General features: G+C 28.6%; 12 protein-coding genes. All 12 read right to left on the reverse strand.

Features of this window, described 5'->3' with window-relative positions; translation table 11 throughout:
- Positions 1–386 precede the first annotated feature (386 nt).
- Complete coding sequence (locus C4S76_RS04295) at positions 387–860, reverse strand: hypothetical protein (RefSeq protein ID WP_146105681.1); 474 nt, start codon at positions 858–860, stop codon at positions 387–389.
- 825 nt (positions 861–1,685) lie between these two features.
- Positions 1,686–2,045 (reverse strand): hypothetical protein, encoded by a 360-nt coding sequence (locus tag C4S76_RS04305; protein WP_105193011.1) that lies wholly within the window; start codon positions 2,043–2,045, stop codon positions 1,686–1,688.
- Between the two features lie 266 nt (positions 2,046–2,311).
- Positions 2,312–2,932, reverse strand: a complete 621-nt coding sequence (locus tag C4S76_RS04310; protein ID WP_105193013.1) for a hypothetical protein — start codon at positions 2,930–2,932, stop codon at positions 2,312–2,314.
- Positions 2,917–3,180, reverse strand: coding sequence for a hypothetical protein (locus C4S76_RS04315; RefSeq protein ID WP_105193015.1), 264 nt, complete (start codon positions 3,178–3,180; stop codon positions 2,917–2,919). Before C4S76_RS04315 ends, C4S76_RS04310 begins: the two co-directional genes overlap by 16 nt.
- A gap of 37 nt (positions 3,181–3,217) precedes the next feature.
- Positions 3,218–4,735: a polymorphic toxin-type HINT domain-containing protein gene (locus C4S76_RS04320; protein WP_105193017.1), complete on the reverse strand. Its 1,518-nt coding sequence runs from the start codon at positions 4,733–4,735 to the stop codon at positions 3,218–3,220.
- Between the two features lie 15 nt (positions 4,736–4,750).
- On the reverse strand, positions 4,751–6,631 hold the full coding sequence (locus C4S76_RS04325) for a type VI secretion system Vgr family protein (protein WP_105193018.1): 1,881 nt from the start codon (positions 6,629–6,631) through the stop codon (positions 4,751–4,753).
- Positions 6,632–6,702: 71 nt separating this feature from the next.
- Entirely contained in the window at positions 6,703–7,614 is a 912-nt protein-coding gene (locus C4S76_RS04330; RefSeq protein WP_105193020.1) for a polymorphic toxin type 23 domain-containing protein, read from the reverse strand.
- 16 nt (positions 7,615–7,630) lie between these two features.
- Positions 7,631–8,026, reverse strand: coding sequence for a type VI secretion system tube protein TssD (tssD, locus tag C4S76_RS04335; RefSeq protein WP_105193022.1), 396 nt, complete (start codon positions 8,024–8,026; stop codon positions 7,631–7,633).
- A 104-nt stretch (positions 8,027–8,130) separates the two neighbouring features.
- Positions 8,131–8,517, reverse strand: coding sequence for a type VI secretion system tube protein TssD (gene tssD / locus C4S76_RS04340; RefSeq protein WP_105193024.1), 387 nt, complete (start codon positions 8,515–8,517; stop codon positions 8,131–8,133).
- Between the two features lie 605 nt (positions 8,518–9,122).
- Positions 9,123–10,475 (reverse strand): UDP-N-acetylmuramate--L-alanine ligase, encoded by a 1,353-nt coding sequence (locus C4S76_RS04345; RefSeq protein ID WP_105193026.1) that lies wholly within the window; start codon positions 10,473–10,475, stop codon positions 9,123–9,125.
- 104 nt (positions 10,476–10,579) lie between these two features.
- Positions 10,580–11,395: a lysophospholipid acyltransferase family protein gene (locus C4S76_RS04350; RefSeq protein WP_105193028.1), complete on the reverse strand. Its 816-nt coding sequence runs from the start codon at positions 11,393–11,395 to the stop codon at positions 10,580–10,582.
- A 40-nt stretch (positions 11,396–11,435) separates the two neighbouring features.
- Positions 11,436–12,050: an NUDIX hydrolase gene (locus C4S76_RS04355; protein ID WP_105193030.1), complete on the reverse strand. Its 615-nt coding sequence runs from the start codon at positions 12,048–12,050 to the stop codon at positions 11,436–11,438.
- Positions 12,051–12,064 lie beyond the last annotated feature (14 nt).

Raw genomic sequence — 12,064 nt, forward strand, 5'->3', positions numbered from 1 at the left:
TTTAAATAATATATATCATATTACTCATATTAAATATAATTTTATAAAATATAAATATATATTTTACACCTTTGACTATAAAAGTATCTATTATTAAACATATTTATTTATTGTTATTATTAATAATATTGTTCAATTCTTCCTTTTTTAAACCTATAGTTCTTTTCACACCATCAACCATACCACTATATTGAACATTTTTTGTCCCATTTTTTAGTATACTTTCTCTATTTTGTTTAATAACTTCCCTTATTCCTCGTTCAATATCTTTAATTGTAGTACTTTTTTGGAGATAACCTTCATTTTTTTATCTCTAATAAAGACATAAGAATTTAACCTGATACTAAAAAATAAAGACTAGTATATAGAGACTAAAATTAAATGTATCATATAACTTTTGAAAGTATAAAACTTTTTTCTTCTTTTGTGAAATAATTATTTAAAAAATTAGTAGCTTTTTGATTATTTCTATCTATTTTAAATATATTAATGAGAACATCTTGCAATTCTTTATGTGACATAAATTTATCTGGTAAATCATAAAAAAATAATAACCATTCCCAGTTATCAATATCATTTCCATTAATTTTTACTAATTTTTTAGCTAAATTATACGCTTCTTTATAAGCATCCCTAAAACTACACAAAGATGTAGCTAGTATCATTGAGGAAAAATAAACGGATTTTTCTTGTTCTGAATTTTCTCCTAAAAAGATCATAAAATCATAATACTCTTGGGACGGATTTCCATATGTATCTAATTCTATTTGGGTAGAAGTCTTATCTGATTTATCATTATCAAATAAAATTGATGCTTTTTGGAATTGCTTTTCTATTATCAACTTTTTTATTCTACTCAAAACTAAGTTTTTATTATTATAATTCCTTTTTATTCAAAATAAATGATTCTCATAAGAAAATTAAAAATTACAATTTTAAATTTTACTTATATTTTATTATTAAACTATTGACTTTTCATTTTTAAATATTTTTAAAAAATGAAAAAATAAATCAAAATCATTTTTATTTTCATGTTTTGACATTTGGCTAATCAAATCTACCCAAGAAACTCTATTAGCTAAAAAATATTTCTTTTTAATCAATAATAAAATTCATTTCTGAATATTTCATCATTTTTATCTATTAAGTTATTTTCATTCTGACATAGAAAATATTCATTTATAAAACTTTCTAATAAGATTAAATTTTTCTCCCTAAGATACATTAAAGGTCTTTTCTCTATGTACATAAAAAATTTAATTAAACTCATTTAATCTATAAAAAGATATTTACTATAATTTTAATTAAAAGACCTGACAACTTAAGCTTTATCTTTGTTTTACTATATTAATAAATATATTTTCTTAATTTTTCATTGGATAGTAATTTAATCCTTTGATTTTATTTTCTTTTAAAATTTTATAAAGCTTATGTGAAATAACCGTATTTCTTTGATTAAGCCCTCCATCACCAAAATATTCTTGTGTATAAAAAAAATCGAATTCTCCGGGAGAACTATAAACGATGGATAAAATATATCATTTTTTAAAACATATTTTTTAATATTCCATCTATCAACCTTAATTGATAACTTTAAATCAATTTCCTTTATATTAAATTTTGATTTTGAAATCCCTTGTTGTATAATTTGACATACATTTTTTAAGGGCTCACCTGTTTTATAATTACATACTGGTATTGATTTTATGCCAATAGGTTTTAAAAATACTTTCATATGTTTCAAGTGGAGTAAAAAAAGCATTTTCTATGTAATTTGCAGAGGCTATATTAGAATTTCCCCATTTAGGTTCTCCATTTAATGAATAATTCCCTATTTGCTCCCCTCTCAACAATCCATATTCTTCATCTGTATCTACTATTTCAAAAACATCTTTATAATAAGGATACACAGTGAATGGATATGTAAATGTATTTATTTTATTTTCTGTATCAGGTTTAGCATCTCCTAAAATCTTACTGGCATATATAGTAAGATACTCAGCATTTTCTTTATCTTTTTCTGAAAAAACAATCTCTCTTTGCACTATATTTTTCCAATCTGGATTAAAATTTTCTTTTATAATTTTTACTCTCGGATCACTTTCTTCTAGTTCAAAGCTATCCCAACCTACTTTTACTTTAATCCTTAATTCACTTAATATTATTCTATCATTAGGGGTAAAATTTTTAGCAATTTTTATATTAATTTTTCATATATCTAATACTTTTTAGAAATAATAAATTCTGTTAATTTTTAAGAGAAATCTTCTTCCCTATACATTTAATATTATTATCATGAATTTTAAAATAATTATTTTAATGAATTTTTTGCTATTTTTATTAATGGTTGATATTGGCTTTCAATACATTCTTTTAAAAAACAATTAATTTTAGGTGTTTTTTTCCAATTTTCACAAGCTGCTGCAAGCCCCATCCTAATATCAGAAAATCCTTTTTCTAATTTAGGTTCAAATTTTTGTATGCAATTAATTATTTCATTTTGATCATTTTCACTCAAAATCATTTTATCTTCGCCTAAAGCTTTAAGAGCCCCATCTACTACCGAAAAATTTCCAAAAGAAAGCATTTTTAATATTGGACTTGCATCCTCTAAATTTTTTCTTTTAATTCTACAGTATGCTCTGGATGCACAAATAGTAATCATATCATGTGATTCATTTTTCTTACAAATTTTTAAAAGCTCATTAGCTGCATTTTTATAATTTAATATACCTAAGGTATCAATTAATAAACATATAAATTCCCAAGACTTATTTTTATTGTATTCTATTTTAAAGAGATTAAATAAATCATCTTGAAAAACAGTAAGTTTATCTATTACAATTTTTTTTACAACTTTTTTTCTTTCAGCTATTTTCGTAGAAAAAAGTTGACGTCTTAATTTATCAATATTCTCTACTGTTTGGTCCATAAACTATTTTTATTTTGTCTATAAACACTTTCATTTTTTTCAATATTTATACTAGCTAAAGAGGAATCTTTTAATAAAATTTCATCTAAAGATACTATTATAGCTTCTTTCATGATAGCCCCCTCTTCACTAAACATTTGTAAATCATTATCTTTATCTAAGGATACATAAACTATATCCTTGTTTTCATTAATCACAAATGTTGTAGTAATTACAGGTTTATTTTTAGGTAAATCAGTTAGTTTCATAAGATAATATATAATATTTGTTATTAAATTTTAAAAATTATTTATTTGATTTATCTCTATTTTGTTGCCTACTTAATATTTGAGCATTATCTGAAGGATCATTAGTTCCTCCTTTAGATTTTGGTTTGACATGGTCAACTTGTGATTCATTAGGATTAGGTGTTACTCCTTTTTCGCTCTTTTTTGCTCTTTCTAGTATAGTTCCATCTTTATCACTCCTTAATAAACCTCCATTATGTTCCATATTAGCTTTATAAATTGATTCTTTCTGAGCTGCTGTAAAATCTTTTCCTGGTTCAATTTTAAATTTACTTGTATCTATTTTACTATAATCAGTCGGTCCTTTCCATACTGGAATTTCATCAGTTTTCTTAGCAATATCTTCAGCTGCTTCAGTAATACACTTTCCTTTAGCATTGTGAACTAAAAATAAATTTTCTCCAACAAAATAAGTATGCCAATGTGCTACTTCAAAATTATAAACTTTTTGGGATGTATACTTAAATTCAGCAGATTTAATTAAAATTTCCTCTTTATTTTGGGTTATAATTTTATCTCCTTTTTCAAGTTCTGAAGCCTCTTTCCATTTTCCATTTACATAAAAAGGGTGAAGTGCTGTCGTTTCTATTGTTTCATTTTCTGTAATTATTTCTATGGTATGGTCACTTTCTTTCTCCATAGTATAGAGTACTTCCTGCAAAGCTATTGCTCCGGTTTCTTCATTATAGGCCCACACTTTGTCTCCGGTTTGTATTTCTTCTATATTTTTGAGTCCTAACTCAGTATGTACCTGTGTACCAGCAGGAAAACAAGCAAAAACACAAGTTTTCAACAGTTTTTTAGCTACATCGTCTATACTGCTTTTAAGTGTTTCTTTTGTTAGTTTTTTAAAAGCCCCTTTACCTAAACCTTTAGCCAATCCTTTCACGGCACTTTTCCCAACTGCTTTAGCTGTTGCTTTTACTCCTCCTTTTATGGCTCCTTTTACAACGCTTCCTCCCCCTAAAGTAAAAACATCTACTACTACCATAGCACTATTAAATAATCCCCAGCCCCATCTTCCTTGCTGAAAATCATTTACTGCATCTCTTCCACTTCCCCATACCGGAATAAAACCTTCTACTAGTCCAGATTCCCCAACACTATCTCCTTCCCCACTATCATTCAACTCTTCCTGGGCCTGATCCTGCATTTTTTGTACTTCTTCTGCTGCATCTGCAGGTAGAGGAACCTGCCCACTAGTCATAAATTCAATTTTTCCTCCTGCAGAGCAGGGACAGGTGCTTTTACCTATTAAAGTTTCAGCTCCGTCCACTTTTACTTGCCAGGTGTCTTTCCAAGTTTTAGGACTGGTAACAGGTACACAAGGTTTCTGTGTTAAAGAGCATATTTTAAAAGACGGAATATTTTTAACCGGCTTTGCATCCATTTCCGTAGCTACCAAACATTCATCTATTTTGGTTTTGGTATTGAAATCCGGTTTAAAATAGTCCGGGGCCGCTCCCTTATCACACATCATTAAAGCCCCTTTGGTAATATATTCTAAATCATCCATAAGTGAACTTTTATTTTACATGATATTCGTATCTCCTGAAGATATTACAGCGGAAGGACCTCCGGTTATGGTTAAATCAGATCCGGTAGATATATCCATTGCTCCTGAAGCATCAATTCCAACTTTTTGTAAGGCAGATATGGAAATATCCTGCTTGGTATCTATAACCGTTTTCCCGTTATCTTCTACTGTAATATTTTTCCCTTTCAGGTTAATTGTTCCATTTTCATGCATGGTAAGAGAACTACTTCCTATGGTTATAGTAAGGCTTGTTGCTCCGTCTAAGGTAATATTTCCTTGATTATCCATATTTAACTTAGCCTGTCCATCAGGTTTTTCTTCATTTCCTCCTACTGTAATACTTTGAGTAGTGGCAGCTACTATGGAAGAATTTCCGGAGCCGTCAAACTTCATATTTACAGAACCCGGCTGATCGGTTAATAAGGTACTTCCATCTTTATCATTTAATTGTAATTTATTTCCCTTAACCGATTGTAATCCTTTTATATAATTTCCTTGGCCACCTAATCCTGATTTTTCCTGACCGTTAAATAATGCTCCTAAAACCACCGGTTTTTCTGCATTATTACTTTCAAAATCTACAATTACTTCTTCTCCTATTTCCGGTAAGACATGCATTCCTTTTCCACTTCCGGCATACGGAGTCAGCATCCTGATCCATGGGGTTTTTTCTCCACTTTCTTTCTGCCATGGAAATTGCACTCGTATACGGCTCAATCCTTTAGGATCATTATTATCCATCACTATGGCTGATTGTGCTTCTGCAACCGGGGTAAGAAAAACATTTCCGTAAGGTGGACATTCCGATTCCACAGGTATTCCGTAAAAATTATTATAATAGTTACCGGATTCATTACATACATGTAAAATGTCTGTAATATAATATGAGCCGTAATTCTGAGGAGTTAACGAAGAAATATTAAAGTTGCTGGTAGAAAATGCTGAGTCTTGAATGTTTATAATATCACCTAAACGCAAAGATGAAATATCTGAGGTTCCTGATGCAACTAACAGATCGGATACCTGACTTTGCAATTGTATTTTTAACCTTTCTGTTAAATGATTACTAATATTTTCTTCGGTTATAGGATTATTATACAATAAATTAGAAGTTATAGGAAAAAAAGATTTGGAATTTTCAATAAGGTAATCCGTAATAGTATTGGTTTTTACTGAAACGGAATCTGATGATTTGTTTTCCTGCTTTTTACTAGAAGCATCATAACCTAAAAAATTAAATTTTACCGGTTTTGCTCTCATTCCTATATTAAAGTCACTAAGCAATTTTCCGTATTCCATTTTTACAGTTCGGGATTCAGGCTTTCCAAAAACCAACTGTCTTCCGTTAAAATAAAACCATAGTCCTTTTTTAGCTGCAAGACGAGAAAGGAACTGAAAATCACTTTCTTTGTATTTTACAGTATAAGCCAATTTTTCATCGTTAGCTATATTTATTACAGGCTCTAACTTATCTGAAGGATACTTGCTTATAATATCATGTACAATTTCAGAGATCTTTTTATCTGAATAAGAACAGGTATCCGGAAGTCCTTCCATTTGGTAGGTAGGGCTATATCCGTTAAGTATTATTTTTGCAGAGGCTCCTTCAGCCCTAAGTAATTTAACTTCTGAAACCGTCCCCCTGAATTCTAACTCATTATCAAGACTAAACTGACTGGGTGAAATAGATATCAATACTTTTGCTCCTACCTGTTGTTTGGCTTTTTCTAAAGAACTGCCTATTAATTCAAATGGAACGGAATAAACTATCGAAAATTTATGGTGTGCATTAAGCTTTTGTTCTATAACTAATTGGTTAAAACTGGTTATAGGCTCTCCGCTAACTAATATCCGAGTATTTGTGGGTGTTGCCATAATTTTGTTTTAAAACTATTATTTAACATATAATTAGATTTTAAGCAATAAAAAAACTGAAAGTCTTTTATTTAAAACCCTTTCTTATAAGAAAACTCGAATTGATCCTGAGAAGTGGGGGGTATTAAATGAAAATTTATCATTCTGTGAATAATCTCCTGCGACCACATATCAAAAGATCCTAAATGACTAAGACCAAAAGTAGTTCCGTCAGGTGTTCTTATCAGTACAGATGTACGTCCCTGATTAAGAGAGAAAGAGTCCCTTTCTTTGAGCCAAGACCTTCCCCCTCTGTGCTCATTCAAATATTTTTGATCCAGCTCTCCTGCTATATTAGGAGTATAAGTAAATCGATCTCTAAAATTACCTGGAAGTGGATTATTCTTCTCTAATAAATCATAGTCTACATAATCTGGCCTAGTAAATGCAGCATTATTCGTATCGGAAGTAAAAACATCGGAAGATAAAATAACCTGATAATTAGATGAATTGCTACCCATAGTCACATTCCCTCCACCTGTATACCAGCGATCATGCCCATCTGATAACCGTCCAAATTTATTAAAATCATTATAAGTCTGGAAGGTAAAATCATTAAAACGGGTTTGAAGAAAACCTACCTGTTGATTTCTCCCAAAATTATTGAAAATATTATCAGTTCCTATTGTAATTGATTTTTTATATCTATCTTGCATACCAGTACCATGATCTATAGTAAGTGGATTTAAATCCATAGGATTGCCTTTTCCTATTCCGGTGGTAAATGCTCCAGTTCCTACAAAGTCCAAATTCAATTTATCACTACCGGGAATACTACCTAATCCTCCATTATAAACTCTAAAACCTAAGTTAACTCCTGTTTGCAAGTGAGGAGAAAATTTATAAGTTGCTCCTACCCCAAAATTACTACTATAATATGTTTCTTTTTGACCAAAATGAGCGGTTAGTGAAAAAAAAACCTTGGTTTCATAATCTGATGCCATAAATCTTCATTATAAGTTAAACTTCAGAAGGCCAGTTCTTTTTAAATTCATTCCCGTTCATTGAGATAGACTGGGCAGAAATCACTAGCTCTACACGCATAGGAGCACTAGACGTAGAGGTGAAAATTTCATTATACCCAATACAATAGGCTTTGGTAAATTTTAAATCTCTCATCTTAGATAGTGCATCTCTACGGTAAAATATAATTTCTCCGTTTTTTGTATGTGTACTACTTATCATCCATTTGAAAAAATCAGTTTCATTGGTAGATTCCACTACCAAAAATATGGTTCCTCCTTGTGGTTCCATAGAGGGTTTTCCGTTATTATCCACAGGTTGTTGCAATGAAATCCTAAACTCTAGAACGTTATAGGTTTTTCCATCTAATTCTAATTTGGCTAAAAAAGACATATTTAAATTTTTATATAAATTAATTCTATATAAGTAAGTAAAATATCAATTAAATTAATAACAATAAGAATTAAAATTTTAAGGTAAAACGCTAAAAAATAAATTTACACCCAATCATTTACATGCTTAGCTGTTCCTATTTTTATGGACTTTGCAGATATAATAAAGGTTTCTGTAAGAGGATTTCTTCCTACTGAATTAAAATTTTCTCTATATTTAACCACATATCCTTCATTAAAGATTAACTCTTTTAAAGTTGAACGAGAATCTTTTTTTAAAAAAACAATTTTTCCATCTTTCCGTTCAAAACTATTAGTCATCCATTCAAAAATATCTGTTTCTCCTGTAGATTCTATAGTTAATTCTATTCGTCCTCCTCTGGTTTGAGCTGATGGTCTTCCTGTAGGGTCAGTTTCTTGAGCTAAAGAATAATTTACATTTAAAATATTATATTTTTTACCAGAAACTTCAAAAATTGCTTTAAATGACATAATAAAACGTTTTATTGTTAATATTTTAAATATATAAATAAAAATTTATATTACAAAAATATATAATACCTATTTATTTATTTTATTTAGTATGTTAATATTATGTTAATGTTAAAAACACTTTTTCTAGCTCTTAAGGAGAAACTTTTTATTAAATAAAATTACTTATTAAATTATATATCATTGATTTACTGAAATTTAGTGGACATATTTAATAAGTTTACTCTAGTTAATAAAATTTGTAGAGGTTTATTTTGTCTTCTTTATATATGTACATATTTAAGGGGATATAATATAAATAAGTAGAATTTATATGTATATTATTTTATCATTGTAAATGATATTTTTATTTATTCAGAAATAAACTAAAAGTTTAAATTTATAAAAAAATAAATAATAGATTTAGCTAAATGTTCAAGAATTTAAGAAACGTTAAAAAAATAAAACATAGGTAATTACTTTTTAAGGATTTTTATTCCCTTTTTAATTTAATTTCCTATTTGTTAAATTTAATTTTAGTAAACTTTAATTATTTATAGCATATTTCGATACACGTTGGGAAAATATTTATAAAAAGGTCTCCATGAATATATTTTAAAATAATTCTATTTAGAATAAAAAACATTATCTAAATTTATTCCTCCGTAATTTCCTGAACTCATCATTAAAAAAACAGTATTTTCTTTGTTTATCTCTTTCAAATATTTTTCTAATGATTTTGCATCAGTAAATACTTTTAAATCGTTGTCCCCAAAAGATTCGATAATTAAATCTTTAGATAAAGGTTGCATCCTTTTAATTTTTAGAGCTTCTTCACTATAAAAAACTAATGCCTGGTCTGCTGGAGATAATGAATTTTTATATTGTTGTAAAAATTCAGGATTTAAAGAGCTATAGGTATGTAATTCCAAACAGGCTACCAATTTCTTTTTTTGATAATTTTCTTTTACTGCCAAAACTGTAGCAGAAACTTTGGATGGGGCATGAGCAAAATCTTTGTAAACTATATATTCTGGCGTTTCATAGATTTTTTCTAATCTACGTGAAGCTCCTCTAAAAGATATTATTGCTTCATAAAAATCTTCATCTTGAACTCCTAATTGATTACAGATAAGACGAGCCCCTTCCATATTTAAAATGTTATGTTTTCCAAATATAGAAAGTTGTATTTCTCCTTGATCTGTCAGTAAATATACTTTCTCATTTTTGATAGTATATTTTGGTGTATGATATGGAAATTTTTTTAAATAATTTTCTGATTTTTCAACAACATTTTTAACTTCCTGATCTTCTTCATTATAAATTAGTACTCCTCCTTGACTTATACTGTTTATAAAAGCTGTAAACTGCGCTTTATATTCAGAAAAAGTAGGGAAGACATTTATATGATCCCAAGCAATTCCACTTATTAATGCGATATTAGGATTATATAAAAGAAATTTGGATCGAAGATCGATCGGAGATGATAGATATTCATCACCTTCTAAAATTATAAATTCATTGTGATTGGTTAACTTTACCATAGTATCAAAACCATCCAATTGAGCTCCTACCATATAGTCAACATCTATATGGTGATAATTCATAACATGAAGGATCATTGATGTTATAGTGGTTTTTCCATGCGAACCTGATATAACTACACGAGTTTTATTTTTAGATTGTTCATATAGAAATTCTGGATATGAAAATATTTTTAGATTTAGTTCTTTAGCTCTTTTCAATTCCGGATTATCTTCATGTGCATGCATTCCCAAAATAACGGCATCTAAATCTGTACTGATTTTTTCTGGAAACCACCCCATTTCCCTAGGTAATATTCTTTGCTTTTCAAGTCTTGAACGAGAAGGTTCAAAAATAGCATCATCTGAACCGGTTATTTGATATCCTTTTTTTGCTAACGCTAAAGCTAAATTGTGCATTGCACTACCCCCTATCGCTATAAAATGTATTTTCATCTATACGTTTTTATCTACTACAAAGATACCTTTTTCAACTAAAAAAGACAGCTTTAATATACTGTCATTTTTATGAATCTATAATTTTAATTTTTAATATAAATTTATATTTCAAAAAAAGGTCTTGTTTTTTCTTCTTCTCTTTCAGCCTCCAATTCTTCTACTGATTTGACTTTTAAAAATTCAGGTGCTTGTTCGATAGCTATCATAATTTTATCTAAAATAGTATTAGCATTTTCAGATTCAAAATCTATCTCTAAAGGTGGCTTAAATGTCATTTTAGGCTCAACTCCTCTTTTTTTAACAATTAAACCTTTTTTATCAAAAGCTCTTCTAAATCCATCTATTACAACAGGAATCACTATAGGTTTATTTTTTTGTATTATTTTTGCTGAGCCTTTTCTACCAGGTGACCATGGAGTTGTAGTTCCTTGCGGAAAAGTTACTACCCAACCACTATTTAAAGCTTTAATAATATTTCCTATCTCAGACATGTCTACCAAACGGTTTACATTTTTGCCTGCATCTCTCCACGTTCTTTTTACGGTAATAGCTCCTGTATATGAAAATATTTTGGCAAGTAATCCTTTATTCATAGTTTCTTTAGCAGCAACATAATAAAGGTCTATCTTTGGATCCATTAGGTAAATAGGATTTTTTATTGTATCTATATATCCATGTTTTACGGCGCAAAATACATGATACATAGCAAATACATCTGCAAAATATGTCTGATGATTGGATACAAATAATACATTAGTATTCGGAAGATTTATCAAATTTTCTGTCCCTTTTATTTTTAATTTATTAAATCCATTAAATCTATTATAAGAAAAAAGCCCTAAGGTAAATACTAAAAATCTTTTTAAAAAAAACCAATGTCCAAATGCGTCTTTAAATATTCTCTTTTTGTCTTTCATCTATTGTTTTCATTTAGTTCACGCATACAAAAGTAAGTTATTATTTAAATAAATGCTTGAATTCATTTAATATCATAGCTGTTGCACCCCAAATTGTAATACTACCATATTGAAATGCAGGTACTTCTCGAAAATATACGTCTGATATTTGTTTATTAACAATTTTTGTTCCAAATAAAAATTGTTCAAGTTCGATTTCAATAATTTTTTGAACCTCATTAGGAGAAGATTGAAATTGAATTAGACTATTCTCATAAAATGCAATAAAAGGGTGTATATAAAAGTTACTTATTGAAATGTATAAAGGAGATAATTTTTTAATAATATGTAATGTATTTTTATTTAGTCCTATTTCTTCGTAAGTTTCTCTTAGTGCTGTTTCTTCGTCAGTATGATCATAAACTTCTTTTTTACCTCCAGGAAGAGCAATTTGTCCTGAATGGAATCCTCCATACTCAGACCTTAAAATCAAGGGAAAATATACACCTCCAGATTTTTGATATAAGGTAATTAAAACTGATGCTTGCTGAGCTTTTTTTTCTTTAATTTCTTCATAAGTATATTCTACCCTATTAATAGGCGCTAATTCTTTTTGGGCTCTTATTCCTGGTAATGAAGCTCCAAGTATAGTATTTTTTACTTCTAAAAAATTCATTTAACTACATAATG

Origin of the sequence: Apibacter adventoris (genome assembly GCF_002964965.1) — a bacterium.
Taxonomy (GTDB): domain Bacteria; phylum Bacteroidota; class Bacteroidia; order Flavobacteriales; family Weeksellaceae; genus Apibacter; species Apibacter adventoris.

Coding starts and splice junctions, on each gene's coding strand:
- C4S76_RS04350 (WP_105193028.1), bottom strand. CDS start 11,395: ATGAAAGACAAAAAGAGAATATTTAAAGACGCATTTGGACATTGGTTT.
- C4S76_RS04325 (WP_105193018.1), bottom strand. CDS start 6,631: ATGGCAACACCCACAAATACTCGGATATTAGTTAGCGGAGAGCCTATA.
- C4S76_RS04310 (WP_105193013.1), bottom strand. CDS start 2,932: ATGGACCAAACAGTAGAGAATATTGATAAATTAAGACGTCAACTTTTT.
- tssD (WP_105193024.1), bottom strand. CDS start 8,517: ATGTCATTTAAAGCAATTTTTGAAGTTTCTGGTAAAAAATATAATATT.
- tssD (WP_105193022.1), bottom strand. CDS start 8,026: ATGTCTTTTTTAGCCAAATTAGAATTAGATGGAAAAACCTATAACGTT.
- C4S76_RS04315 (WP_105193015.1), bottom strand. CDS start 3,180: ATGAAACTAACTGATTTACCTAAAAATAAACCTGTAATTACTACAACA.
- C4S76_RS04330 (WP_105193020.1), bottom strand. CDS start 7,614: ATGGCATCAGATTATGAAACCAAGGTTTTTTTTTCACTAACCGCTCAT.
- C4S76_RS04345 (WP_105193026.1), bottom strand. CDS start 10,475: ATGAAAATACATTTTATAGCGATAGGGGGTAGTGCAATGCACAATTTA.
- C4S76_RS04355 (WP_105193030.1), bottom strand. CDS start 12,050: ATGAATTTTTTAGAAGTAAAAAATACTATACTTGGAGCTTCATTACCA.
- C4S76_RS04320 (WP_105193017.1), bottom strand. CDS start 4,735: ATGGATGATTTAGAATATATTACCAAAGGGGCTTTAATGATGTGTGAT.